This window comes from Exiguobacterium sp. s131 (assembly GCF_018617345.1).
In the GTDB taxonomy this organism is placed as follows: Bacteria; Bacillota; Bacilli; order Exiguobacteriales; family Exiguobacteriaceae; genus Exiguobacterium; species Exiguobacterium profundum.
Map to the genome: position 1 here is coordinate 1,032,146 of NZ_JACSJX010000001.1, position 24,638 is coordinate 1,056,783.

The 24,638-nt window shown below is 49.2% G+C and carries 26 protein-coding genes; 25 read left to right on the forward strand and 1 reads right to left on the reverse strand.

Annotated elements, in window-relative coordinates:
- From KNO69_RS05390 to KNO69_RS05405, 4 genes are all read left to right on the forward strand, one after another.
- On the forward strand, positions 1–810 hold the full coding sequence (locus tag KNO69_RS05390; protein WP_012726501.1) for a purine-nucleoside phosphorylase: 810 nt from the start codon (positions 1–3) through the stop codon (positions 808–810).
- Positions 811–838: 28 nt separating this feature from the next.
- On the forward strand, positions 839–2,140 hold the full coding sequence (locus KNO69_RS05395; RefSeq protein WP_012726500.1) for a pyrimidine-nucleoside phosphorylase: 1,302 nt from the start codon (positions 839–841) through the stop codon (positions 2,138–2,140).
- A gap of 114 nt (positions 2,141–2,254) precedes the next feature.
- Positions 2,255–2,695 carry a peptidylprolyl isomerase gene (locus KNO69_RS05400; protein ID WP_012726499.1) on the forward strand — a complete coding sequence of 147 codons (441 nt, stop codon included), beginning with the start codon at positions 2,255–2,257 and terminating at the stop codon, positions 2,693–2,695.
- Between the two features lie 89 nt (positions 2,696–2,784).
- Complete coding sequence (locus tag KNO69_RS05405; protein ID WP_031423428.1) at positions 2,785–3,141, forward strand: GCN5 family acetyltransferase; 357 nt, start codon at positions 2,785–2,787, stop codon at positions 3,139–3,141.
- Between the two features lie 54 nt (positions 3,142–3,195).
- Here the strand turns inward: KNO69_RS05405 and KNO69_RS05410 are convergent, their stop codons facing one another.
- Positions 3,196–3,678: a DUF309 domain-containing protein gene (locus tag KNO69_RS05410; protein ID WP_214816524.1), complete on the reverse strand. Its 483-nt coding sequence runs from the start codon at positions 3,676–3,678 to the stop codon at positions 3,196–3,198.
- An 83-nt stretch (positions 3,679–3,761) separates the two neighbouring features.
- On the opposite strand from KNO69_RS05410, the gene KNO69_RS05415 reads away from it, so the two are divergent.
- The 21 genes from KNO69_RS05415 (at position 3,762) to tdh (ending at position 24,627) form a co-directional block, all read left to right on the forward strand.
- Positions 3,762–4,529, forward strand: coding sequence for a segregation/condensation protein A (locus KNO69_RS05415; RefSeq protein ID WP_214816527.1), 768 nt, complete (start codon positions 3,762–3,764; stop codon positions 4,527–4,529).
- Positions 4,507–5,100: an SMC-Scp complex subunit ScpB gene (gene scpB / locus KNO69_RS05420; protein WP_041917904.1), complete on the forward strand. Its 594-nt coding sequence runs from the start codon at positions 4,507–4,509 to the stop codon at positions 5,098–5,100. Before KNO69_RS05415 ends, scpB begins: the two co-directional genes overlap by 23 nt.
- 4 nt (positions 5,101–5,104) lie before the next feature.
- Positions 5,105–5,863 carry a pseudouridine synthase gene (locus tag KNO69_RS05425; protein ID WP_012726494.1) on the forward strand — a complete coding sequence of 253 codons (759 nt, stop codon included), beginning with the start codon at positions 5,105–5,107 and terminating at the stop codon, positions 5,861–5,863.
- A gap of 136 nt (positions 5,864–5,999) precedes the next feature.
- On the forward strand, positions 6,000–6,581 hold the full coding sequence (gene resA / locus KNO69_RS05430) for a thiol-disulfide oxidoreductase ResA (RefSeq protein WP_047795228.1): 582 nt from the start codon (positions 6,000–6,002) through the stop codon (positions 6,579–6,581).
- Between the two features lie 19 nt (positions 6,582–6,600).
- The gene (gene resB / locus KNO69_RS05435) at positions 6,601–8,145 is read left to right on the forward strand and encodes a cytochrome c biogenesis protein ResB (protein WP_214816529.1); all 1,545 of its coding nucleotides are present in this window, start codon (positions 6,601–6,603) and stop codon (positions 8,143–8,145) included.
- Complete coding sequence (ccsB, locus tag KNO69_RS05440) at positions 8,145–9,329, forward strand: c-type cytochrome biogenesis protein CcsB (protein ID WP_214816531.1); 1,185 nt, start codon at positions 8,145–8,147, stop codon at positions 9,327–9,329. The genes resB and ccsB overlap by 1 nt, the downstream gene beginning before the upstream one ends.
- Before the next feature lie 160 nt (positions 9,330–9,489).
- The gene (locus tag KNO69_RS05445; RefSeq protein WP_147538010.1) at positions 9,490–10,206 is read left to right on the forward strand and encodes a response regulator transcription factor; all 717 of its coding nucleotides are present in this window, start codon (positions 9,490–9,492) and stop codon (positions 10,204–10,206) included.
- Positions 10,203–11,912 (forward strand): HAMP domain-containing sensor histidine kinase, encoded by a 1,710-nt coding sequence (locus tag KNO69_RS05450; RefSeq protein ID WP_214816533.1) that lies wholly within the window; start codon positions 10,203–10,205, stop codon positions 11,910–11,912. Before KNO69_RS05445 ends, KNO69_RS05450 begins: the two co-directional genes overlap by 4 nt.
- Positions 11,913–11,961: 49 nt before the next feature.
- On the forward strand, positions 11,962–12,513 hold the full coding sequence (locus tag KNO69_RS05455) for a cob(I)yrinic acid a,c-diamide adenosyltransferase (RefSeq protein ID WP_012726488.1): 552 nt from the start codon (positions 11,962–11,964) through the stop codon (positions 12,511–12,513).
- 7 nt (positions 12,514–12,520) lie between these two features.
- Positions 12,521–13,759, forward strand: coding sequence for an EF-P 5-aminopentanol modification-associated protein YfmF (gene yfmF, locus KNO69_RS05460; RefSeq protein ID WP_214816535.1), 1,239 nt, complete (start codon positions 12,521–12,523; stop codon positions 13,757–13,759).
- Positions 13,756–15,015, forward strand: a complete 1,260-nt coding sequence (gene yfmH / locus KNO69_RS05465) for an EF-P 5-aminopentanol modification-associated protein YfmH (RefSeq protein WP_214816537.1) — start codon at positions 13,756–13,758, stop codon at positions 15,013–15,015. The genes yfmF and yfmH overlap by 4 nt, the downstream gene beginning before the upstream one ends.
- Positions 14,994–15,707, forward strand: a complete 714-nt coding sequence (gene ymfI / locus KNO69_RS05470) for an elongation factor P 5-aminopentanone reductase (protein ID WP_251124866.1) — start codon at positions 14,994–14,996, stop codon at positions 15,705–15,707. The genes yfmH and ymfI overlap by 22 nt, the downstream gene beginning before the upstream one ends.
- A gap of 93 nt (positions 15,708–15,800) precedes the next feature.
- On the forward strand, positions 15,801–16,577 hold the full coding sequence (locus tag KNO69_RS05475) for a YmfK family protein (protein WP_012726484.1): 777 nt from the start codon (positions 15,801–15,803) through the stop codon (positions 16,575–16,577).
- Between the two features lie 27 nt (positions 16,578–16,604).
- On the forward strand, positions 16,605–17,477 hold the full coding sequence (locus KNO69_RS05480; protein ID WP_214816540.1) for a helix-turn-helix domain-containing protein: 873 nt from the start codon (positions 16,605–16,607) through the stop codon (positions 17,475–17,477).
- A 32-nt stretch (positions 17,478–17,509) separates the two neighbouring features.
- Positions 17,510–18,088: a CDP-diacylglycerol--glycerol-3-phosphate 3-phosphatidyltransferase gene (gene pgsA, locus KNO69_RS05485; RefSeq protein ID WP_074036832.1), complete on the forward strand. Its 579-nt coding sequence runs from the start codon at positions 17,510–17,512 to the stop codon at positions 18,086–18,088.
- Between the two features lie 62 nt (positions 18,089–18,150).
- Complete coding sequence (locus KNO69_RS05490) at positions 18,151–19,377, forward strand: competence/damage-inducible protein A (RefSeq protein WP_214816542.1); 1,227 nt, start codon at positions 18,151–18,153, stop codon at positions 19,375–19,377.
- 76 nt (positions 19,378–19,453) lie between these two features.
- Entirely contained in the window at positions 19,454–20,503 is a 1,050-nt protein-coding gene (gene recA, locus KNO69_RS05495) for a recombinase RecA (protein ID WP_012726480.1), read from the forward strand.
- Between the two features lie 188 nt (positions 20,504–20,691).
- Positions 20,692–22,254: a ribonuclease Y gene (gene rny, locus KNO69_RS05500; RefSeq protein WP_455331308.1), complete on the forward strand. Its 1,563-nt coding sequence runs from the start codon at positions 20,692–20,694 to the stop codon at positions 22,252–22,254.
- 48 nt (positions 22,255–22,302) lie between these two features.
- Positions 22,303–23,097, forward strand: a complete 795-nt coding sequence (locus KNO69_RS05505) for a TIGR00282 family metallophosphoesterase (RefSeq protein ID WP_214816546.1) — start codon at positions 22,303–22,305, stop codon at positions 23,095–23,097.
- A 26-nt stretch (positions 23,098–23,123) separates the two neighbouring features.
- Positions 23,124–23,384: a stage V sporulation protein S gene (locus tag KNO69_RS05510; RefSeq protein WP_012726477.1), complete on the forward strand. Its 261-nt coding sequence runs from the start codon at positions 23,124–23,126 to the stop codon at positions 23,382–23,384.
- 166 nt (positions 23,385–23,550) lie between these two features.
- On the forward strand, positions 23,551–24,627 hold the full coding sequence (gene tdh / locus KNO69_RS05515) for an L-threonine 3-dehydrogenase (RefSeq protein WP_214816548.1): 1,077 nt from the start codon (positions 23,551–23,553) through the stop codon (positions 24,625–24,627).
- The last annotated feature ends 11 nt before the right edge of the window (positions 24,628–24,638 follow it).

Below are 24,638 nucleotides of genomic sequence, written 5' to 3' on the forward strand. Positions count from 1 at the left end.
ATGGTAAATTGGAACGAAACAAAAGCGTTTTTGCAGGAGCGTATGGGCAGTACACCAGAAATCGGACTCATTCTCGGGTCAGGACTCGGAGTCCTCGCGGACGAGATTGAGAACCCGGTCGCCATTCCATATGAGGAGATCCCACACTTCCCGGTATCGACAGTTGAAGGACATGCGGGGCAACTCGTGTTCGGTGAGCTCGAAGGGAAACGGGTCGTCGCCATGCAAGGACGGTTCCACTTCTATGAAGGATACTCGATGGAACAAGTGACGTTCCCTGTACGTGTCCTCAAGCTGATTGGTGTCGAGACTCTCATCGTCACGAACGCGGCAGGCGCATGTAACGAGTCATTCAACCCAGGCGACTTGATGATCATCACAGATCATATCAACTTCTTCGGTACGAGCCCGCTCATCGGGAAGAACGCGAGTGAATTCGGAACACGTTTCCCTGACATGTCAGAAGCGTACGATAAAGAGCTCGTGAAATTGACAGAACGCGTCGCGTCAGACCTTGGACTTTCTGTACAAAAAGGGGTTTACTTCGGAAACACAGGTCCTACGTACGAAACACCGGCTGAAGTCAAAATGGCCCGTCTTCTCGGGGGAGACGTCGTCGGGATGTCGACTGTTCCAGAAGTCATCGTCGCGCGTCATTCGGATATGCGCGTCCTCGGGATTTCGTGTGTCTCGAACATGGCAGCAGGTATCTTAGATCAACCACTCAACCATGAAGAAGTCATCGAAACGACAGAGCGCGTTCGTCAAGACTTCCTCTCTCTCGTACGTGGCACGATTAAAAGCATGTAAGTAACTTAATTTTAGGAGGACGACAGTTATGCGTATGGTCGATTTGATTTTAAAGAAACGTAACGGTGGAGAATTGAACGAAGAGGAGATTCGCTTCGTTGTCGAAGGTTTCACGAACGAATCAATCCCTGACTATCAAATGTCAGCCTTATCGATGGCCATCTATTTTAACGGGATGACTGAAAACGAGACGGCTGCCTTGACGATGGAAATGGTGAAGTCGGGAGATACGATCGACCTTTCCAATATCGAAGGGAAAAAAGTCGACAAGCACTCAACGGGCGGCGTCGGTGACAAGATCAGCTTGATTGTGGCACCACTCGTTGCTTCAATCGGCATCCCTGTCGCGAAGATGAGTGGTCGCGGTCTCGGTCACACAGGTGGTACGATCGATAAGCTCGAATCATTCCCAGGGTTCAACGTAGAATTGACGGAAGAGCAGTTCACGAAACAAGTAAACGATATCAAGATGTCGATCATCGGTCAGACAGGGAACTTGACACCTGCGGATAAGCGCTTGTACGCACTTCGCGACGTCACGGCTACGGTCGAGTCGATTCCGCTCATCGCAAGTTCAATCATGTCGAAGAAGATTGCAGCTGGAGCGGACAGCATCGTCCTCGACGTCAAGACAGGTTCTGGTGCGTTCATGAAATCGTTTGATGATGCGAAAGCCCTCGCGGAAGAAATGGTAGCGATCGGGAAAAACGTCGGTCGTAAGACGGTAGCGGTCATCACGGACATGGACCAACCACTCGGTTTTGAAATCGGGAACGCGAACGAAGTGAAAGAAGCGATTGAAGTCCTCTCAGGTAAAGAAGTCGAAGATTTGAAAACAATCGCGCTCACGATCGCTGGACATATGGCTGTCCTCGGTGAATTCTATCCGACGTTTGAAGAGGCGTATGCCGACCTTGAAAAGCGCATTGCAGATGGTCATGCCCTCGAGGTGTTCCGCAAGTTCGTCGAAGCACAAGGTGGCGACGCATCACTCGTAGATGATGTGACGAAATTACCACAAGCTTCATATGAGACGACATTCGTCGCAAAAGAAGCAGGTTATGTCGAGTCGATCATCGCAGACGAAGTGGGTGTTGCGGCGATGCTTCTCGGTGCAGGACGCGCGACAAAAGAAGACAAAATCGATTTCGCGGCAGGCATCACGCTTGAGAAGAAAGTCGGCGACCGTGTCGAGGCAGGCGATGTGATCGCGGTACTCCGTTCGAACATCGAAGACATGTCTTCTGCCATCGAGCGTTTAGACCATGCGTATACGATCGGTGCAACGAAACCAGAGGCACGTCCACTCGTTCACGCAGTGATTCAATAAGGCAGAACGTCTGTTTCCACAAAAAAGTGGAGACAGACGTGTTTTTTTGATAAGATGGGTAATGTGAGTGTCAAACAGCAGGATACATATTATGAAAAAGGGGTTGCTTGAAACATGAAAAAAGGTTCTATGAAACTTGAAAATGGCGAAATGATTGAATTTGATTTATTCCACGGTGAAGCACCGATCACGGTCGAAAACTTCGAAAAACTTGCGAACAGTGGGTTTTACAACGGATTGACGTTCCACCGTGTCATCCCTGGCTTCGTCAGCCAAGGTGGTTGCCCACAAGGAACTGGAATGGGCGGTGCAGGCTATACGATTCCTTGTGAGACATCGACATCGTTCCCGCACAAACATGAAGCGGGTTCTCTTTCAATGGCCCACGCAGGTCGTAACACAGGGTCTTCACAGTTCTTCATCGTCCATGAGCCACAACCGCATTTGGATGGTGTCCATACGGTATTCGGTAAAGTGACATCTGGTCTTGAGCATGCCGTCAAACTTCGTCAAGGTACGAAGATGGCAGAAGTGAAGGTTTGGGACGAGAATTGATTTTTGCCTGAAGGGTATGGCACAATGAACCATGTCTCTCACGTGTTCACGTCGTGAAACTTGAATGACAAAAGGTGGTGAACCCAGCGATGCTGGTCAAATATAAACGTTCTTATGAAAAGACGGCGATGGGTCTACTAGCATTCTCATGCAGTGACAAATCTCCGCTAAGCTTGCTTGAACTCGTCCGATCGTATGACGAGGAGGAATCGAAGTTCCTCTATTTGTGGAAAGTCGGTGAAGACTTCGTTGGTATCATTGGTATGGAGCAACAAGGGACGACAATGGTCATCGACCATATCGCCTTGTCGCCATCATTCCGTGGCGAGAAACGTTCTTACGAGCTTTTAGACGAGGTAAGAAACGTCCTTCCACTTGATTTGACGCTAACCGGTACAGGCAAGACGGGCGATTTATTGGATAAATGGAATCAATTAGTCGTCTGACGATAAAAACCCCTGCAATCACGACTCTGTGACTGCGGGGGTTTTGCATGTACTTCAAGAGGGGCTGGCGGAATTCCTCGTGCGTTGCCGTTCTAAAAGTGCCAGCTCCCGTTCCGTGATGACCTCACTCCGATCACGGTGAAGATGCTTATGAACGAGTTCCTCGAACGACAGGTCCGTTGCAGGAAACGTCGATTTCAGTGATTCGACCGTGTCACGAACATCCTGTTGTAATGGGAGCTTAGCGCGAAGCGGCCATTCATCAAGTTGTGCGACGAAGGAGTCGACGTCAAGACCGAGCTCATTTAAATAAGGGGAAGCGATGTCGATCTTTCGGCGTAAGAGTCGCAAGCTCTTTTTCGCGCCGATGAGATTGTCACGCCGGAGGTGATAGTGGATGACGGCGTATTGGATGAGTGCCGCATAGCCGTGATGACTGCGTCCGTCTGCCTGCCACGCCTCTTCTAATACCTCATGACATTCGAAATAATCGGCATGACATTCAAAAAGCAACGTATAATGAATAAAAGGGGTCATGAATCAATTTTCTCCTTTCGTGTCCACGGTGTTATAAAACATGTTATACTAAAGCGCAAAAATGTAAAATGGCAGGTGTCTCTATGGAAGCCTATAACGTTAAAATTGATACGTTCGAAGGTCCACTCGACCTGTTGCTCCATTTGATTGGGAAAATGGAGATTGATATCGTCGACATTTCCGTGGCAGAAGTCACTGACCAGTATGTCGGCTATATTCGCACGATGCAAAAATTTGAACTCGATGTGGCCAGTGAATACTTGGTCATGGCGGCGACGTTGCTCCAATTGAAGAGCAAGCAATTGTTACCGCCAGTGCCGGTCGAGGATGAAGAGGTTCCAGACTTCAGTGAGGAACCGACACGTGAAGGTCTCATTCGTCAATTGATTGAATACAAAGCATATAAAGAAGCGGTCGTCTTCATGCGTGAACAAGAAGAACACCGTCTTGAATTGTATACGCGACCGGGTGAAGATTTGACGACGTATATGTCTGAAGAGGTGTCTAAGTATGACGGACCACTCAACTTCTCGGATCTTCTTCACGCCTATTCGAAGATGATTGAACGGAAACGTTGGAAAGAACGACGCAAAAAGACGATCAAGCGGGAAGAGCGTACGCTTGAAGAGCAGATGACGCGTCTTCATGAACACGTATCGTCGACGAAACAAACGTCGTTTTTCGCCTTTTTTGTTGAACGACCGAACGTCTCAGATCTCGTCGTGACGTTTATGGCGCTTTTGGAGCTGATCAAGTTGCGAATCGTCGAAACGAAACAACTCGACCAAGATATTCAAATCTCATTCATTGAAGCGTCAAAGAAAGGGGATGAAGCGGTTGCTGTCTTATGAGACGATTATTGAAGGATTGCTGTTCGTCGTCGGTGACGAAGGAATGGAAGTACGCGCGCTCGCCGAAACGCTTGATATCTCAGAAGCTGCGGCACGAGAACAGCTCAGTAAGCTGGAGGCATCGTTCAAGTCATCGAATCGACCGTTTCAGCTCATGGAATCGGCAGGTGTCTATAAGCTCGTGACCGTTCCGGACGTCTCCCCGTACATTCAGAAATATGTCGGGACGATGGCAGAGCAGGCGCTCTCACGTGCAGCGATGGAGACGCTTGTCATCATCGCCTACAAACAGCCTGTCACACGAGCGGATATCGAAGAGATTCGCGGAGTCAAAGTCGAACGGGTCATCCATACGTTGTTATCGAAAGGATTGATTGAATCAGCTGGCCGCGCGAAGACGATTGGTCGTGCCAAGCTGTATCGTACGACAGAGCACTTCCTCGACCATTTCGGGTTCAACTCACTCGAGGAACTGCCACCATTAACATTTGAGGATGAACTGACAGACGAAGGCGATTTGTTCTTCGGTCAGGAATCACCGAAGCAAGAAGAGAGATTGGAGAAGGATTAATTATATGGAACGTTTGCAAAAAGTAATCGCACAAGCGGGGGTCGCCTCGCGTCGGAAAGCGGAAGAAATGATTTTGGATGGTCGCGTCCGTGTCAATGGAAAAGTCGTCCGTGAACTCGGGACGAAAGTTGGACCGAAGTCGGAGATTGAAGTCGATGGCGTCAAAATCGAACAAGAAGAGCATGTCTACTATTTACTCTATAAACCAAGTGGCTACGTTTCGACGGTCGATGATGACAAAGGACGTAAAGTCATCACAGACCTCGTCCCGCCAGGAGCACGTGTATTCCCGGTCGGTCGTCTCGACTACAACACGACGGGACTCATCATCTTGACGAACGATGGCGAGTTCTCGAACATGATGACGCACCCGAAATATAAAATTCAAAAGCGTTATGTGGCAAAAGTGAAGAACATCCCATCATACTTGGCCATCAAACAGCTTGAATCTGGCGTCGAACTCGATGACGGATTTAAAACAGGAAGTGCGAAAGTGAAGATGAAGTCTGTAGACCAGAAGAAGAACACAGCCATCCTCGAAATCGTCATCTCGGAAGGTCACAATCGTCAAATCCGTCGGATGGTGGAAGCAATTGGTTCAGAGGTCATCAAACTGAAGCGTGAACAGTTCGGTTTCTTGACGCTCGACGGTCTGAACACGGGCGACTGGCGTGAACTTTCACATAAAGAAATCAGTAAGCTTCGGGAACTTGCGAACCCTACCGTTCCACCGAAACCACGAGGCAAAAAGAAGAAAAAATAACAACAAAAAATCGTCCTGAAATAGGATGATTTTTTTGATTGTGTAGATTATGTGACAAAAAAATGAAAAAAGTCTGTTAATGTGCGTTTTTAATGTTTTTTCAGTACAATAGCAACTGAAGGATGGTGTGAAAACGATGACAAAAGATCAACAAAAAGACGACCGGATGGAACAAGCGGTCGCAAAAAAGAAAAAGAGGTCATTTTGGCGGATGATGATCATGACGGTCGTTCTCTTCGCGGGAGCGGTCACGATCATGCAGACATTCGATCAAGCGGGTAACGATGGACGCATCGAGGCGGGCGACGAGGCACCGAACTTCAAGCTCGTCACCCTCGACGGTTCGACCTTGTATGAGCGAGACAACTACGAAGGGAAAGGGATGCTCTTAAACTTCTGGGGTACGTTCTGTGAACCGTGTAAGAAAGAGATGCCGGTCGTACAAGAAAACTATGCGACACTTCAAGACATGGGTGTCGATTTTTGGGCCGTGAACGTCGGAGAGACACCGCTTCGTGTCGATAATTTCATCAATGACCTCGGTGTCGGGCTCGACTATCCGATTTTGATGGATACCCAGAGCGAAGTCGAAGGAGCGTATGGCATTTATAACCTACCCGTCACATTCGTCATCGATGGTGAAGGGAACGTAATTGAAAAGTATGAAGGTGAACTCACGAAAGAGAAATTGATGGAGCTAGCCGAGAAGTCATTGTAAGCGAACGGGGGACGCACAGATGCTAGATATGAAATACGAAGGCGCTGATTTACGGTCGAAGCGTCGTCCGAAATCGATCATTGACCGTGTGTGGAACTTCTTTGCATCGGTCAAAGTGGGGTTGTGGTTAATTGCATTGATTATTGTCGGTTCGGCAATCGGAACAATCTTTCCTCAAGAAATGTACATCCCACAACAGTTACCGCCTGAACAATATTATATGGAGGAGTATGGAACACCGGGTTCTATTTATTACGCCCTCGGATTCCATAACCTATACACATCGTGGTGGTACATCAGCCTGATCGTCATGTTGACGCTCTCACTCGTCGTCGTGTCGATTGACCGTGGGGTTCCGCTCTATAAAGCGCTTAAAAAACAACCGGTCAGACGGACAGAACGTTTTATGAAGGGGCAACGTCTCTTCGGACAAGGTGATGGGACAGAGGCTCAAATTGACGAGATTGCAGTCGCTTTTAAAAAGAAACGATATACCGTCAAACGGGACGGCGATGCCCTATTAGCGGAGAAGCATCGTTTCGGTCGTTGGGGCCCTTACGTCAACCACCTCGGACTTGTCATCTTCTTCCTAGGGGCGATGCTGCGAGTGTTCCCTGCATTCCATACGGATACGCTCGAATGGGTGCGTGAAGGCGACACGGTGTCGCTAGAGGCGACTGACGGCGAGTACTACTTACGGAACGACCAGTTCATTCTTGAGATGTACGACCCTGAAAACAATGAGGAGGACGCGAAGTTTGCGGCCGCCATTGAAAAAGCAGGAGCCGTTCCTAAAAATTATGAGACAGAGTTGACGTTATTCAAAAAGACGGGAACGAACGAGGACGGATCGCCGCAACTCGAGCAAGTCGATGTCGGTTCGACGAAAGTCAACCACCCGTTTAAGTTCGATAAATTTGAAGTGTATCAGGAACAATATTCAAGTCGTCCAGAGTTCTTATCGATGTCGTTCATGTTGGCAGATAAAGAAACCGGCGACGAATATGGTCCGTTCAAAGTTGATTTGGAGAATCCGGAGAAGTCTTATGAGCTCGATGGGGTCACCGTCACGTTGAAAGATTTGTATCCAGACTTTGAAGTGAAAGATGGACAACCGAATACGAAATCACCACGTGCACTGAATCCGGCCTTCTTCTTCAACGTTGAATCACCTGAAGGAGAAACGGAGTCGAATTTGATCGGCATTCGTCTGAATGTCGCTGATGAAGAGAACCGCTACGATGTCCAGTTTGCAGGTACAGAGATGGCGAGCACGAGTGGTTTACGTGTGAAGAGTGACTCCACCTATCCGATTTTGATCGTCGGTGCCACGATCTTTATGATCGGTATTGCGATGGGCATGTACTGGCCACACCGTCGCGTTTGGATCCGTCGTCATGAAGAGGGCGTGCTTGTCGCCGGTTTTACGAATAAAAACCCGTCCTCGCTCCGTCGTGAAGTGTCGCCGCTATTAGAACAAACTGGCTTACCGATGTGGGAAGACCAGGCGAGATTCACAGAGAAGTCGGAGAACGAGTCAACAGATGAAAGAGGGGAATCTTGATGGAATGGATTGAATGGAGCAGCCGAATGCTGTTTATCGCGTTCTTCCTGTACGCAATCTCGACGGTTCTCTTTACGATTGCCGTCAGCGGTATGCGTAAAGATCGAAACGTCAACCGTGTTGCCTATGGGAAATACGCCTTTATCTTGGCAATCATCGGCTTTGTCGCTCAAATGACATATTTCTTTATGCGCTGGGCAGGTGTCGGCTATGCGCCGGTATCAAACTTGTACGAATATACGACGTTCTTCGGTATGATGATGGTACTTGGGTTCCTCGTCGTATATGGAATTTATAAAAATGATGTACTCGGCTTGTTCGCGATGCCGGTGGCGTTACTCGTCATCGCCTTCGCCTCAATGTTCTCGAGTGAGGTCGCACCGCTCATCCCGGCACTCAACAGTGTATGGCTGAAAATTCACGTTACGACGGCTGCGCTCGGACAAGGGATTTTGGCCATTAGTTTTGCATCGGGCCTCATTTTCTTATTGAACGAAACATCGATGAAAGAACAGTCTAAGTCACGGACGTGGCTCGAAGTGACGATGTTTGTCCTCATGTGCACGCTCGGCTTCATCATCGTCTCGATGTTATTCAAGGGAATCGGTGCCGGAGGTGTCGTCGAGTTCACGAACGACCGCGGTCAAGCAGAGACGTATGAATATTTCATGCCGATCTTGTTCGTCCCAGAAGGGGCACAACTCGTGTCTGGCGCGAGTGGCTTGTCACTCGAGCTCCCGAACTGGATCAATACACTCAAGTTGAACACGCTCATCTGGTCGGTCATTGGCGGAATTGTAATCTATGTGTTGATCCGCTTTGTCATCTTGCGCAAACGCGTCGCTGAAGCGCTCCAACCCCTTGCAAAAAAAGTCGATCTCGACCTTGCTGATGAAATCAGCTATCGCTCGGTCGCGATTGGATTACCGGTCTTTATCCTTGGTGGTCTGATCTTTGCGATGATTTGGGCACAGATTGCCTGGAACCGTTTCTGGGGATGGGACCCGAAAGAAGTTTGGGCCCTCATCACGATGCTGATCTATATTTACTACTTGCATATGCGCATTCAGCGTGGCTGGACAGGAACGAAAGCGGCCTGGTTATGTGTCGGTGGATTTGCCATCATCATGTTCAACCTCGTCTTCGTCAACCTGGTCATTGCCGGTCTGCATTCGTATGCCTGACATAAAAGAAGTCACAATTGTGACTTCTTTTTCATTTGGTCCATCAAATCATCGTTGTGAAGCGAAATAATAGAGTGGTATAGTTATGGCAGAGAGTGGAATGTTCACAATTGTGCAACATTCGCTACAACTCGTAATGGGTCTTAGGAGGGTTTCAGGTATGGCTGAGAAAACGAAGATTTTAGTAGTCGACGACGAGGAGAGAATTCGCCGACTTTTGAAAATGTACTTAGAACGTGAACAGTATGTGATTGAAGAAGCGGTCAATGGCGAAGAGGCGCTCGCGCTTGCCCTTGATAACGAATACGACGTGATCTTGCTTGATTTGATGATGCCAAAGATGGATGGGGTTGAAGTATGTACAGAACTCCGGAAGACGAAAGCGACTCCGGTCATCATGCTCACAGCGAAAGGTGAAGAAATCGACCGTGTCCAAGGATTCGAAGTCGGGGCGGATGATTATATCGTCAAGCCGTTCAGTCCGCGTGAAGTCGTGCTCCGCGTCAAGGCACTCCTTCGTCGCTCTGGTTCGACGAAGTTCATGCACACGAGTGAGAAGTCGAAGGATTTGATCGTCTTCCCACATCTGACAATCGATAATGATGCACACCGCGTCACGGTGGACGGCGAGGAAATCGCCCTCACACCAAAAGAATATGAGTTATTGTTCTTCCTCGCAAAACAGGTGGATAAAGTCTTTTCACGAGAGCAGTTGTTAAAAGAAGTATGGAACTACGAATTTTTCGGAGACCTTCGGACCGTCGATACGCATGTGAAACGTCTTCGTGAGAAATTGAATCGTGTCTCACCGGACGCGGCGCATATGATCACGACCGTATGGGGTGTCGGGTACAAGTTCGAAGCTGCCAGTGAATGATGATTCGTCGAAACAGCATCGTCACGAAACTGTGGCTGACGATTCTCGTTTTGGTCAGTGTCATCTTATTCATCGTCTCGGTGTTGATGCTTGAATTTTTTAATTCCTTTCATATCGACCAGGAACGAGGCCATCTTGCCAAGCTCGGTGGACAGGTCCAATCGGTTTTGTTGAATGAAGGTGACACGTCCCAGACGATTGATCAAATCATCGAAGTGTACGGGGCTAACTATATCTTAGAGAACGGGACGACCCGATCGAATTTTGGAAATCAAGTGGATGGCTTGATGGTAGAACTTGAACGACAGGATTGGGAAACTTATCAGGCGGTCGGTGAGACGGCCATCGGGAATTTCTCATCTTTTGACGACCAGGCCGCGCTAGCGTATCGGACGACCTTCTCCTTATCGACAGGACAGTATACGCTCTACCTGCTCGAACCGCTCGATGCGATCTCGAGTGCGAACGCGGGAGCACGGACCATCATTCTTTGGACCGTCGCTTCGGCCATCATCGTCACGACCGTCTTCGCTTTCTTCTTGTCGACACGAATCACGGCACCGCTCCGAGCGATGCGGGATGCAGTCAATAAGACGGGAGAGGGGCAATTTGATTTACGTTTGGAGACGAAGACACGGGATGAGATTGGCGAACTCGCTGCTTCTTTCAACGCAATGAGCAGTCAGCTTTCGAAATATGTGAATGCCCTTGACCGGGAACGGCTGCAACTTGCGTCGATTCTTCGTTCGATGGCAGACGGTGTCATCACACTCGATCGTCATGCAAACGTGATTGTCACGAACCCGCAAGCGAGTCCATTACTTCAAGATGGGCAACCACATGAAGTCGTATTGTCTCTTTATGAGGAAGTGATGGAGGGGACGTCTGAAAAGACGATCGAAGTGAAACAGGATGAGCGGTACTATACACTGACAGTCACACCACTCGTCGGAGAAGATGATTTCGAGGGTGCTGTCGTTGTCATCCGGGATACGTCAGAAAGTCATCGACTCGATAAGATGCGGACCGATTTTGTGGCGAACATTAGCCATGAACTCCGGACACCGCTCGTGACGCTTCAAGGATATTCAGAAGCAATCATCGATGGCATCACTGAGAGTGACGAGGCGACGAAAGAGTTCGCCTCTATCATCTACGATGAATCGCTCCGCTTGGCAAGACTCGTCAATGATTTGTTGGATTTGGCACGCATCGAATCGGGTAAAGAGACGATGCATTTCACTTCGTTTGATATCGGTGATTTCTTGACCCGAGTCATGCGAAAGTTCAATCAGATGGCATCTGAAAAAGGGATTCGTTTACAGACCGACGCCCCGCACCGTCTCATCGAGGCGGATGGCGATCGTCTCGAGCAAGTGTTCACCAACTTGATTGGCAATGCTATCGCGCATACCGATTCTGGAGAAATTCGGATTGAGGTCACAGAAGAGACGGACGGGCTACGGATTCAGTTGACGGATACAGGTCACGGAATTCCTAAAGAGGATTTGCCGTTCGTATTCGAGCGATTCTATAAAGCCGATAAAGCCCGGACCAGTGGTTCGAAGACAGGGACAGGCATCGGACTCGCGATCGTGAAGAATGTGGTCGATGCCCATCACGGGAAAGTGAGCGTATCGAGTACACTCGGGGTCGGAACCACCTTCGAGATTTACTTACCATTTGAACAACCACACAACTCGTAATGGTGACTCGCTTGAGTCACCATTTGTGGCATTTTAAGGGGGGAGTCGAATGAAACGTTATACACGAACGGGCGACAAGGGTGAAACATCATTAATCGGTAGTCGTGTCGAGAAATCCCATCCTCAGATTGAAGCGATGGGTCATCTCGATGAGTTGAATAGTCAGATTGGACTCGCCATCGCGCATCAAGAGGATGAGACGCTCCGAATACAGCTGACGAAGATTCAGCACGACTTGTTCGACCTCGGATCGGAGTTGATGTATGCTGAGGCACCGCCAAAAATGGTCGATTTGTCGATCGTGACGGAACTAGAACGATGGATGGATGAGTGGGAGGAGTCCTGTCCGGAACTTGTGCGCTTCATCCTTCCGGGCGGCAGCGTTGCCGCAGCTAGCTTACATGTGGCTCGTGCCGTCTGTCGACGGGTCGAGCGTGACTTAGCGGCTCTCGGAGTCGCAGACCGGCAATTGCCTTACTTTAACCGCTTGAGTGATTATTTATTTACGGTTGCCCGTTACGCGAACGTCGTGGCAGGGGTGCCGGATCAAGAATATGCGCGCGGCGCTGCCGTGTTTCAACCAAAACGAAAAAAGGAGTGATCGGCAAATGAAAGGTATCGTTCAGTTCCAACATCAATTGCACTACTCGGTCTATCCGACCAAGAAATTTAAAACGACGACTTGTCTCGTGTCATTCGCCGCTCCATTATCGGCGGAGACGGTCGCAGATCGGGCATTGCTCCCGTTCATCATGGAGAAATCGACGGCGACGTATCCGTCCATTGAGTTATTTCACACACCGCTAGAGGAGTTGTATGACACAAACTTATATGCTGGTGCATCTAAGATCGGAAAGGAGCACGTCATCCAATTCCAACTCGAAGTCGTCAACGATCATCTTGTCGGAGAAGACGTATTGAGTCAGGCAATCGAGTTGCTCGAAGACGTTCTCCTCCGTCCGAACGCATACGATGGGGCGTTTCAGCCACTCATCGTCGAGCAGGAACGTCGATTGCAACGTCAGCGTATTGAATCGGTCTATGATGACAAAATGCGTTTCGCCCAACAGCGTCTACAAGAAATGCTCGGAGGAGAACTTGCGATTCCGTCACTCGGTACGCTTGAGCAACTCGACCATGTCACACCAAAATCATTGTATGAGGCATATCAATCGATGATTCAACATGACCGTGTGGACATCTATGTTGTCGGGGATGTCAATCGTGAGCAAGTCGAACAGGCTTTCAATCCATTGGAATCCCTTGGGACACGTCGACCACGCCTGTTACCAGAAGCGAGTCGAGGAGAGTTCAAGCGTTTGGAAGAACACCAAGACATTAAACAAAGCAAGCTCCATCTCGCTTATTCACTCAATGTCGACCCAAGAACGGAAGCGGCGATTCATATGCAAGTCGTGAATGGACTGTTCGGTGGATTCCCTCACTCGAAACTGTTCATGAACGTGCGTGAAAAAGAGAGCTTGGCGTACTATGCCGCCTCACAATATAGTTCCCTCAGTCGGAAGTTGTTCGTCTATGCCGGCATCGATGCGTCGAACCAGCAAAAAACCGAACAGATCATCGAAGAGCAATTGAACGCTTTACAAGCGGGCGAGTTTGAGGATGAGACGTTGCAACAGACGAAAGAGTTGTTGTTCCATCAACGTCGACAACTTGGAGACAGCCCACGTCAATTGATTGCTTGGATGAGTGGAGCAGACGTTCGTCCGTTCTCGTTAGACGAAGAGATGGCAATCATTGAAAACACGACACGAGATCATGTCGTCGCGCTTGCGAAAGAAATGGAACTCGAAGCGGTTTATTGCTTGAAAGGAGGAGAAGCATGAAATTAGACTTTCCTAACGTCGGAGAGACGTTACATCATCACGTTCTCGACAATGGCCTCTCCGTTTACTTGTTGAAAAAGACTGGATATGAAAAAACATTCGCGACGTTCACGACTAAATATGGATCGATTGACCGACGCTTCAAACTAGAAGACTGGATCGAGGTTCCCGATGGTATCGCACATTTCTTAGAACATAAGATGTTCGAGAAAGAAGATGGTGACGTCTTCCAACAATTCGGTCGTCAAGGAGCGTCAGCGAACGCTTTCACGTCATTCACACGGACTGCTTATTTGTTCGGTGCCACGTCCAAGATTTCAGAAAACGTACAAACGCTGCTCGATTTCGTCCAGACCCCTTATTTCACGAAAGAGTCGGTCGAGAAAGAGAAAGGGATCATCGGTCAAGAGATTCAAATGTACCAAGACAATCCGGGGTGGCGCTTGTATTTTGGTTTAATTGAGGCGATGTACGAGACACATCCCGTCAAGATTGATATCGCAGGTACAATCGAATCGATTTCAAAGATCACGGCGGAAGACTTGTACACCTGTCATCAAGCGTTCTATCATCCGAGCAACATGGTATTGTTCGTCGTCGGGAATATCGAACCGGATGAGATGTTTGCCTTGATTCGAGATAATCAAGCAGCTAAATCTTTTGAGACACCACGATTGAGTGCTCGTGAGACAGTAGATGAACCGACCACGGTTCGTCTGTCAGAACGGGTCATCGAGATGGACGTCTCTGTACCGAAAGTCATGATTGGGTATAAGGATGTACCACAAGCTGGGGAAGCAGGTCTGAAGCAAGAATTGACAGTAGAATTGCTCATGCATGCGCTCTTCGACACGACAGCTCCTCTTTATACAGAACTTTATGCTGAAGGATTGATTGACGATGCCTTCTCGTTTGACTATACGTCAGAGGAGACGTTCGCTTTTGCCGCCTTGTCGATGGAGACGTCGGAAGTGGATGCGTTTGTCGGCCGTGTGACGGAGGCGTTAGAACGTCCACTTCAGTTGAGTCAAGAGACGCTCGACCGGAAGAAACGCATGATGCAAGGGCAGTTCTTGAAAGCATTGAACTCACCTGAGTTCATCGCAAATCAGTTCTCTCGATATGCACTCAATGATGGGAATTTGTTTGAAATCCCGACTTTGATTGATGCCATCACACTCGACGAACTATACGAAGCATACGAGCGCTTGTTCCGCCATGAACAACGAACGGTATGCATCGTCAAAAAACCATGAAGACATTGATTGTTGGAGCGAGCGGTACCATCGGACGTGCCGTCTCGCTCGCTTTTCGTGAAGATGAACTGATTTTGCATGCGAACGATGGTAGTGAAAGACTCCGTCATTTGATAGATGAAGAGAATCTTTCGGCAGAAATTCTCCCTTGTGACCTAACAGACCGTGACGCTGTTGAGTCATGGGTACAGGATATGCTGGACATCGACCGAATTGTATATGTGGCCGGACATGCGCTCCATGGTCTCGTCGTCGACCAGTCGATGGATGAGCTCGACCGGCTGTACGATGTACATGTTCGGGCAATGATCCGACTCATCCAGTCCGTCGTAGCAAGGAAGCCTTACGATCATCACGTGGATATCGTGATCGTCTCGAGTGTATGGGGAGAGGTCGGTGCGGCGGCTGAGGTGTTTTATTCAACCGTCAAAGCGGCACAGCTCGGCTTCGTCAAGGCGTTCGCACGAGAAGCCGGCCCGTTCAATGTTCGAGTCAATGCGGTGACACCGGGGTGGATTGATACGCCAATGAATGATACGGTAGAAGAGTCGAAACAATCCGTGATCGATGACATTCCACTTGGACGTCTCGGTGCGGCAGAGGACGTGGCCAACACGATCCGTTTCTTGTGTTCACCGGACGCCTCGTATATGACGGGCACGGTGATACGCGTCGACGGCGGTTGGCAATGATCCGATCCATGTAAATAAACCTGTTCTTTTCAATTCTTCTAAAATAATTTAAAATAGGCAAGGTAGCGAACTCGCTCGAAAGGATGGTTGGGGATGGAACATAAATTCGAAGAGTGGTATCTCGAATATGAATTGTGTCAGAATCGACCGGGTATCCTCGGAGACATCGCATCTCTCATGGGGATGCTTCAAATCTCCATCGTCACCATCAATGGGGTCGATTTGCAGCGACGGGGAATGTTGCTCAAAGCACCTGCCGCCGATCATGTGCATCGACTCGAGCATATTTTAAAGCGGATGGAAGCTATTGCCGTCATCAAGTTGCGCCGTCCGAAGTTACGAGACCGGATTGCAATCCGTCACGGTCGTTATATCGACCATGATAGTGATGACAAAAAAACGTTTCGCTTCGTCCGTGAAGATTTGGGCATTCTCGTCGATTTCGTTGCGGAACTGATGAAGGAAGAACGCCATTTGTTAATCGGTGTTCGTGGAAATCCACGCGTCGGAAAGACGGAGTCCATCGTAGCAGCTAGTGTGTGTGCGAACAAACGATGGTTGTTTCTTTCCTCGACACTGATGAAACAGACCGTTCGGACCTCATTATTTGAAGAGGAACGGGAAGGCGATCACGTATACATAATTGATGGTGCCGTCTCTACCCGAACGATGGATGAACGACATCGCCAGCTCATTCGTGAAGTCATGCGGTTGCCGGCCGTGAAAGTCATCGAACACCCTGACCTGTACGTCCGAAACACCGATTGCGTGTATGAAGACTTTGATTATATTATTGAATTGAGAAACAATCCGGATGAGACGATCATCATCCCACAAGAAACGCATCGTGAGTCAGAATGGTTTGAATAATTATGTGAATGGAAGGTGTGGACCCCTGTGACAGAACTAGGGACTTTTTTGAAACAAAAGCGTGAGGAGAGCGGATTGACGCTCGACCAAATCCAGCAGACGACGAAGATTCAAAAGCGCTATATCATCGCAATCGAGGAAGGTGATTACAAAAATCTCCCTGGCTCTTTTTATGCACGGGCGTTCATTAAGACGTATGCGGAGTCGCTCGGCCTTGATGTGGATGAATTATACGAGACATATGCAAAAGATTTACCGGTCATCGAGGCACAGCCGTCTGTTCAACTCTCTCGGAAGAAAACGTATTCGAAGGCTTCCGAGTCGACAAGTCGGGTCTCGAGATGGGTTCCGAAAGTTCTCCTCGTTCTCACGGTCTTCTTGCTCATCACCGCGATTTATTTCGCAGTGAGAAGCATCGACTTCGGTGGTCAGGATGCAAGTCCTGCCGAACCGCCAAGTTCTGGTGTCACAGTCGACCAGAATGAGGATGTCCCGGCTGATGAACCGGTCGAGGAGGAACCGACTGAAGAGGAGCCGACCGAAGAAGAACCGCCAGCGGAATCTGGTCCGATTGCGGTGAAGGACTCGAATGGGGCAGATATCACTTATGAACTCGCGACGAACGAGAAACTGTCGACCGAGATTTATGTGAAGGAGTCACCTGCCTCTTACGTGGGTGTTCGTGATACGTCGTTAGAAGGAGCCTTTCTCGCACCGGAGTATCCGAACCAGTCGAAACAGAATCCGATTGTCATTGAAGATGCCGAGACGGACACATTGCGTATTCGAATCGGACTCATCGCAGGCGTTGAGAAAATCGTCGTCAACGGTCGTGAGCTCGAGCTTCAAGAGTCTCCGGTCACACAAAATATTTTTGTAAAGAGAGTCGACGCCGAATAAGTCGACTCTCCTTCTAAGAGGAGGCGTTCTATATGAACCTACCTAACCGATTGACGATGCTACGCGTGGTCTTGATCCCCGTATTCGTCGTCTTACTCGCTGTTGATTTTGATTGGGGAAACATCGCTTTTTTAGGCGCTGATATCCCGATGCACCAATTTATCGCTGGTGTGATTTTTACGATTGCGGCCATTACAGACTGGTTAGACGGACATTTGGCCCGTAAGCATAACTTAGTCACGAACTTTGGTAAATTTATGGACCCGCTCGCAGATAAACTGCTCGTCACGGCGGCCCTTGTGTTGCTCGTTGAGATGGATCTCGTCGCGGCGTGGGTCGTCGTCGTGATTCTATCACGTGAATTTGCGGTTACAGGCTTACGTCTCGTCGCTGCCGATGAAGGGATTGTCGTCGCGGCCGGGAAATCTGGAAAAGCGAAGACGTGGGTGCAGCTCTTTGCCATCATTTTCTTACTGTTCGGTAACCCGATCTTTAGCTATGTCGGGATTCCGTTTGGCGAATGGGCGATGTGGTTGGCGCTCGTACTTACAATTTACTCAGGTGCCGAATATTTCGCACAAAACTATAAGATTATTGTGAAGTCGATGTAAGTCGACAGAGACGAGTTGGTTGATCTAGCTCGTCTTTTTTTTGAAGTTGAGGAGGAAATGAGATGAAACGAGCCGAAATCATTGCGGTAGGAAGCGAGTTGCTCTTAGGGGAAATCGTCAATACGAATGCGAGTTACATATCAGAACAACTGTCGAAGTACGGTGTGCCGGTCTTGTATCATCAAGTTGTCGGGGATAACGCGGTACGAATGCGAGAGACGTTTGAAATCGCCCGTCGTCGTTCCGACTTTGTCATCGTCACGGGTGGACTCGGTCCGACGGCGGATGATGTCACAAAGGCGGTCCTTTCCGACTTACTCGAACGTCCGATTGTGCGAGATGAGGAAGCGTATGAGACGATTCAACGTTTCCTCGTGTCACGAAATCGATTGATGAACGATGGGGACGTTCGCCAAGCCGACGTGCTCAGCGGAGCAGACGTATTACCAAATCCGGTCGGGCTTGCCCCGGGCATGTGGATTGCCGGAGATACGACGTGGTTGCTTTTACCGGGTGTGCCACGTGAGATGAAAGCATTGGTCGAGGCGACGTTTCCTAAGAAACTATCAGGAGCGACGCTCGTCTCAGAATCATTACGGTTTTATGAGATTGGAGAATCCGCTCTCGATGATGCCGTGAAGGACTTATTGGATGGTTCGAATCCGACCGTTGCCCCCTACGCCGAGACGGGAGAGGCAAGACTTCGGATCAGTGCCCGTGCGACGGACGAGGTGACCGCGCGTCAGATGATTGAAGAAGTGAAGACTGAAATCCTGAAACGGGTCGGTTCGTACTACTTTGGCTCTGACGATGAGACGATTGCATCACACCTTGTCCAAACATTGTATAGATTGAATCGAACATTCGCTGTTGCTGAGTCGTTGACCGGCGGTGAGGTACAATCGATGGTTACATCAACACCTGGCGCTTCAGTCGTCTTTCTAGGTGGAGTCGTGACCTATTCGGATGAGCTAAAAAATAGGTATTTAGGGGTCTCGCTTGATACAATTGAACAGCACTCAGTCGTCTCAAAAGAAGTTGCTTATGAGATGGTGGACGGATTGTCAAAGACCACCCATGCCGACTACGCCCTCTCTTTCACGGGAGAGGCAGGACCGACATCGAATTCGGGTCGTCCGATCGGTACGGTCTATATCGGAGTGAAGACACCAAACGGAATAGTAGTCATCGAGCGGACGTATCCCCATCAAGAACGGAATATCATCCGCATGCGAGCCGCGAAGGACGGATTATGGGCCCTCATTCAACGAATCAAAAAAGGCGAATAAATGTTCGCAAAAAACTTGTGTATCGTACAGTGTTCACGTATAATAAGAGTATCAATTAAAGGAGGCTCATTTATCTATGAGTGATCGTAAACAAGCGTTAGAAATGGCATTACGCCAGATTGAAAAACAATTCGGTAAAGGCTCAATCATGCGCCTTGGTGAAAATACAGACCAACAAGTATCGGTCATCCCTTCAGGGTCAATCGCCCTCGACGTCGCGCTCGGTGCGGGTGGATATCCACGCGGTCGTGTCATCGAAGTATACGGACCAGAATCTTCAGGTAAGACGACGGTTGCCCTTCATGCGATTGCAGAAGTCCAAAAGCGTGGCGGTCAAGCAGCATTCGTTGATGCCGAGCACGCACTCGATCCGAAGTATGCTAAAAATCTTGGGGTCAACATCGATGAGTTGCTCCTTTCACAGCCGGATACTGGGGAGCAAGCGCTCGAAATCGCTGAAGCGCTCGTTCGCTCGGGAGCAGTTGATATCCTCGTCGTCGACTCGGTTGCGGCACTCGTACCGAAAGCCGAAATCGAAGGGGAAATGGGAGACTCGCACGTCGGTCTTCAAGCTCGTTTGATGTCTCAAGCACTTCGTAAGTTGTCTGGTGCGACGAACAAGTCGAAAACGATTGTCATCTTCATCAACCAAATCCGTGAGAAGATCGGGATCATGTTCGGTAACCCGGAAACGACTCCAGGGGGCCGTGCCTTGAAATTCTACTCTTCTGTACGTCTTGAAGTTCGTCGTGCGGAGACGCTCAAACAAGGTCAAGATATGGTCGGGAACCGTACGAAGATCAAGATTGTAAAAAACAAGATTGCACCTCCTTTCAAAACAGCGGAAGTTGATATCATGTATGGTGAGGGGATCTCGCGTGAAGGGGAACTCATCGATATCGGTGCAGACCTCGACATCGTTCAAAAGAGCGGAGCTTGGTACTCGTTCAATGAAGAACGTCTTGGTCAAGGCCGTGAAAACGCCAAGCAATACATGAAAGAAAATCCAGCAATCGCAGCTGAGGTCGAACAACAGATTCGAGATCACTACGGATTGAATGGAGAAAAAACGGTCACGGTCGAAGGCGAAGACGACGAAGTCCTCTCACTTCTCGATGACGAATAAGCACATCGTCTCACTCGAATTCTTTCGAGTGAGATTTTTTTAGTATAATTTTTTAGGCAATTGGTAGTTCTATCCTGTCCGTGCATTGCATTCTCCCTATTAAATAAGTACAATAAAGTTATGCGCGGGCTTGCCCGTGTATCTCACTTATTAAAAAAATAAAATAACCTTGCGAAAGGGAGGTGAACATGATGGAATGGCTATACTGGCTTATTCTGATCCTCCTTTTGCCGATAGCTTTTGTTGCAGGTTTTTTTGTGCGTAAATCGATCGCCGAAGCGAAGATTCAAGGTGCCGAGACGGAAGCGACTAAGATTGTAGAGCAAGCAAAACAACAATCGGAAGCGATGCAAAAAGAAGCACGGCTTGAAGTAAAAGAAGAGATGATTCAACTTCGTAATGAGACGGAACAAGAATTGCGTGAACGTCGCGAAGAACAGAAAGTGAAAGAGAATCGCCTCGTTCAAAAAGAAGAGCTTCTTGACCGCAAAGCAGACATGCTCGAGCGGAAAGAGGACTCGCTAGATGAACAGGAACGAGGACTCGAAAAACGCAAGCGTGAAGCAGAAATGCTCGAAAGCAAAGTGGAGGAGTTATACGAAGAGGCACGCCGAGAACTTGTACGCGTGGCATCCCTCTCGAAAGATGAAGCACGTACCATCATCATGGACGAAGCGAAGCAGGAAGCGCTTCACGATGCTGCTCTCCTTCAAAAAGAAATCGAGCAAAAAGCAAAACAAGAAGCGGATAAAAAAGCGAAACACCTCTTATCTCTCACGATGCAACGATATGCAGCTGAACATGTCGCCGAGACGACGGTATCCGTTGTCAACTTACCGAGTGATGAGATGAAGGGTCGTATCATCGGGCGCGAAGGACGTAACATCCGGACGCTCGAAACGTTGACTGGGATTGACCTCATCATCGATGACACACCAGAAGCCGTCATCTTGTCAGGGTTCGACCCGGTTCGTCGTGAAATCGCGAAGATGACGCTTGAAAAACTCGTTCAAGACGGTCGGATTCATCCGGCTCGAATTGAAGAAATGGTAGAGAAGTCTCGCCGTGAAGTGGATGAACGCATTCGTGAATACGGCGAGGAAGCTACGTTTGAAGCCGGAATTCACGGACTCCATCCAGACCTTGTCAAGACGCTCGGTCGCATGCGTTATCGTACGAGTTATGGTCAGAACGTCTTGTCTCACTCGGTTGAGGTGGCACACCTTGCCGGGATGATGGCAGCTGAACTTGGTGAAGACGTCACGCTCGCCAAACGGGCAGGACTCTTACACGATATCGGGAAAGCAATCGACCATGAAGTCGAAGGTAGTCACGTTGAAATCGGTGTAGAACTCGCGACGAAATACAAAGAACATCCGGTCGTCATCAATTCGATCGCTTCCCACCACGGGGACGTCGAGGCGACATCGACGATTGCTGTACTTGTGGCAGCGGCTGATGCCTTGTCAGCAGCGCGTCCTGGAGCTCGCCAAGAGACACTTGAAAGCTACATCCGTCGTCTTGAGCGACTCGAATCAATCTGTGAGTCGTTCGAAGGTGTCGAGAAATCGTATGCGATTCAAGCAGGACGTGAAGTTCGAATTATCGTTCGTCCTGATATCGTTGACGATGTCGTCGCCGGTAAGATGGCACGCGATATTTGTAAGCGGATCGAGGATGAACTCGATTATCCTGGACAAATCAAAGTGACGGTCATTCGTGAAACACGTTCCGTCGATTATGCGAAGTAAACGAAGCGGAGAATTTCTCCGCTTTTTCTGTTTGAGGGAGGACTTTATATGAAAATTTTATTTATCGGTGATGTGGTCGGGAAACCAGGTCGTGATATATTGACTAAACAAATCGGACGCTTGAAAGACAAATACAACCCGACGTTCATGCTCGTCAACGGTGAGAATGCAGCAAATGGACGTGGTCTTACGAAAAAGATTTACCAACAGTTTTTGGAGCTTGGCTTTCATGGGGTAACGATGGGAAACCACACGTGGGACAACCGTGACATCTTTGATTGGATCGACGACGCCGACCGCATCGTCCGTCCGGCCAACTATCCGGACGGGACACCTGGGGTTGGCATGATGAAGTTGAAACAAAATGGGAAGAAATTGGCCGTGATCAATGTCATGGGAAATGTCTTCTTGCCGTCTCTTGACTGTCCGTTCCGTACCGTCGACCGTCTCGTCGAAGAAGTGCGCGATGAGGTCGATGCGATTTTTGTGGATGTCCATGCTGAGGCGACAAGCGAGAAGATCGCCATGGGCTATCATCTCGACGGTCGCGCTCAAGCCGTAGTCGGGACGCATACGCACGTACAGACGGCAGATGAACGTGTCTTGCCGAACGGAACAGCGTACATCACCGACGTCGGGATGACCGGTCCACTTGACGGGGTACTCGGCATGGATGCATCCGTTGTTTTAAAAAAATTTATGACACAACTCCCAGTTCGGTTTGAAGTTGCCGAGGGACGGGAACAACTTAATGGAGTTTTCATTACAATCGATGATCAGACGAAACGAGCGACAAAAATCGAACGAATACACCTAGATGATCAGACCGTCTGGTTTGATTGAACAACCTACCCGAGGGGGAAACAAGAATGGACGTACTCAAAGTTTCGGCAAAATCGAACCCTAACTCCGTTGCGGGTGCTTTAGCGGGTGTGCTACGTGAAAAAGGAACGTGTGAGATACAGGCGATTGGGGCAGGTGCACTGAATCAGTCCATCAAAGCCGTCGCGATTGCCCGAGGCTTCGTCGCGCCAAGCGGTCTCGATTTGATTTGCATTCCGGCCTTTACTGATATTATGATTGACGGAGAGGAACGTACTGCCATCAAGCTCATCATTGAGCCGCGATGAGCGGTCGGGACATAGGTCCTATTCTTGTGAAGAGGAGCCATCGGCGCGGATGGCTTCTCTTTTTTTCTGTAAATCGGACGTTCCATCTTCTCAGTTTCGTCATTTTATGACAAGATGATAAAGAACGTATCGTTCGATCATTAGAGACAAGAGGGGGACGTTTTCAATGGAACAACTTGTGTCAACCAAAGAGACGGAATCAACGACACCAGTAATGAAAGCGATTCAAAAACACACGGCCGGGTTTGGGGCAACACTGGTCGACGTACCAGTTCCGACACCAGGACCTGGAGAAGTGCTCATTCAAGTTAAAGCGACATCGATTTGCGGGACCGATGTCCACATCTATGAATGGGATGAATGGTCACAAAGCCGCGTCAAACCACCATACGTATTCGGTCATGAGTTTTCGGGAGAAGTCGTGGCGCTCGGGGAGGGGACGAAACGGATTAAAGTCGGACAGGCGGTGTCTGCTGAAACACATATCGTCTGTCGTCAATGTAAGCAATGTTTGCGCGGGCAGTACCACATCTGTAAGAACACAAAAATCATCGGGGTGGACACGCAAGGCTGCTTCGCAGAATACGTCGTCATGCCTGAAGAGAATCTATGGGTGAACCCGGAGTCGATGCCAGCGAAACTCGCCTCGATTCAAGAACCTCTAGGAAATGCGGTTCATACGGTATTGGCGAGTGACGTGTCTGCCAAATCGGTCGCCATCGTCGGTTGTGGGCCAATCGGACTCATGGCGGTCGGCGTCGCCAAAGCAGCAGGGGCGAGTCGTGTCTATGCGATTGACGTCAATCCATATCGTTTAAAACTCGCCGAAGCGATGGGGGCAGATGTCGTCATCAACAGTTTAGAAGAGAATCCGCTCGAATTGATTGAACGTGAGACCGACGGGGACGGAATCGATGTCGTCTGCGAGATGAGCGGTCATCCGATTGCCATCGATCAAGCGTTTAAGATGGTCACTGCAGGCGGGGACGTCAACGTCTTGTCACTCCCGGCTCGTCCGGTCGCCATCGACCTCACACGGGACGTCGTCTTTAAAGGGGTCCGCGTCCAAGGAATCACGGGCCGCAAGATGTATGAAACGTGGAGTCAAGTCTCGACGATGCTTGCGACGGGTCAGTTGAACGTCGAACCGATCATCACACACGTCTTCAAGCTCGAAGAGTTCGAAAAAGGGTTCGAACTCATGCGGGCAGGGAAATGTGGAAAGGTCGTCTTAATACCTTAAAGGGGGAAACA

What these genes read in the sequence shown, in the direction of transcription:
- KNO69_RS05390 (WP_012726501.1), top strand. Translation starts at nt 1, where the DNA reads ATGGTAAATTGGAACGAAACAAAAGCGTTTTTGCAGGAGCGTATGGGC.
- KNO69_RS05395 (WP_012726500.1), top strand. Translation starts at nt 839, where the DNA reads ATGCGTATGGTCGATTTGATTTTAAAGAAACGTAACGGTGGAGAATTG.
- KNO69_RS05400 (WP_012726499.1), top strand. Translation starts at nt 2,255, where the DNA reads ATGAAAAAAGGTTCTATGAAACTTGAAAATGGCGAAATGATTGAATTT.
- KNO69_RS05405 (WP_031423428.1), top strand. Translation starts at nt 2,785, where the DNA reads ATGCTGGTCAAATATAAACGTTCTTATGAAAAGACGGCGATGGGTCTA.
- KNO69_RS05410 (WP_214816524.1), bottom strand. Translation starts at nt 3,678, where the DNA reads ATGACCCCTTTTATTCATTATACGTTGCTTTTTGAATGTCATGCCGAT.
- KNO69_RS05415 (WP_214816527.1), top strand. Translation starts at nt 3,762, where the DNA reads ATGGAAGCCTATAACGTTAAAATTGATACGTTCGAAGGTCCACTCGAC.
- scpB (WP_041917904.1), top strand. Translation starts at nt 4,507, where the DNA reads ATGAAGCGGTTGCTGTCTTATGAGACGATTATTGAAGGATTGCTGTTC.
- KNO69_RS05425 (WP_012726494.1), top strand. Translation starts at nt 5,105, where the DNA reads ATGGAACGTTTGCAAAAAGTAATCGCACAAGCGGGGGTCGCCTCGCGT.
- resA (WP_047795228.1), top strand. Translation starts at nt 6,000, where the DNA reads ATGACAAAAGATCAACAAAAAGACGACCGGATGGAACAAGCGGTCGCA.
- resB (WP_214816529.1), top strand. Translation starts at nt 6,601, where the DNA reads ATGCTAGATATGAAATACGAAGGCGCTGATTTACGGTCGAAGCGTCGT.
- ccsB (WP_214816531.1), top strand. Translation starts at nt 8,145, where the DNA reads ATGGAATGGATTGAATGGAGCAGCCGAATGCTGTTTATCGCGTTCTTC.
- KNO69_RS05445 (WP_147538010.1), top strand. Translation starts at nt 9,490, where the DNA reads ATGGCTGAGAAAACGAAGATTTTAGTAGTCGACGACGAGGAGAGAATT.
- KNO69_RS05450 (WP_214816533.1), top strand. Translation starts at nt 10,203, where the DNA reads ATGATGATTCGTCGAAACAGCATCGTCACGAAACTGTGGCTGACGATT.
- KNO69_RS05455 (WP_012726488.1), top strand. Translation starts at nt 11,962, where the DNA reads ATGAAACGTTATACACGAACGGGCGACAAGGGTGAAACATCATTAATC.
- yfmF (WP_214816535.1), top strand. Translation starts at nt 12,521, where the DNA reads ATGAAAGGTATCGTTCAGTTCCAACATCAATTGCACTACTCGGTCTAT.
- yfmH (WP_214816537.1), top strand. Translation starts at nt 13,756, where the DNA reads ATGAAATTAGACTTTCCTAACGTCGGAGAGACGTTACATCATCACGTT.
- ymfI (WP_251124866.1), top strand. Translation starts at nt 14,994, where the DNA reads ATGCATCGTCAAAAAACCATGAAGACATTGATTGTTGGAGCGAGCGGT.
- KNO69_RS05475 (WP_012726484.1), top strand. Translation starts at nt 15,801, where the DNA reads ATGGAACATAAATTCGAAGAGTGGTATCTCGAATATGAATTGTGTCAG.
- pgsA (WP_074036832.1), top strand. Translation starts at nt 17,510, where the DNA reads ATGAACCTACCTAACCGATTGACGATGCTACGCGTGGTCTTGATCCCC.
- KNO69_RS05490 (WP_214816542.1), top strand. Translation starts at nt 18,151, where the DNA reads ATGAAACGAGCCGAAATCATTGCGGTAGGAAGCGAGTTGCTCTTAGGG.
- recA (WP_012726480.1), top strand. Translation starts at nt 19,454, where the DNA reads ATGAGTGATCGTAAACAAGCGTTAGAAATGGCATTACGCCAGATTGAA.
- rny (WP_455331308.1), top strand. Translation starts at nt 20,692, where the DNA reads ATGATGGAATGGCTATACTGGCTTATTCTGATCCTCCTTTTGCCGATA.
- KNO69_RS05505 (WP_214816546.1), top strand. Translation starts at nt 22,303, where the DNA reads ATGAAAATTTTATTTATCGGTGATGTGGTCGGGAAACCAGGTCGTGAT.
- KNO69_RS05510 (WP_012726477.1), top strand. Translation starts at nt 23,124, where the DNA reads ATGGACGTACTCAAAGTTTCGGCAAAATCGAACCCTAACTCCGTTGCG.
- tdh (WP_214816548.1), top strand. Translation starts at nt 23,551, where the DNA reads ATGGAACAACTTGTGTCAACCAAAGAGACGGAATCAACGACACCAGTA.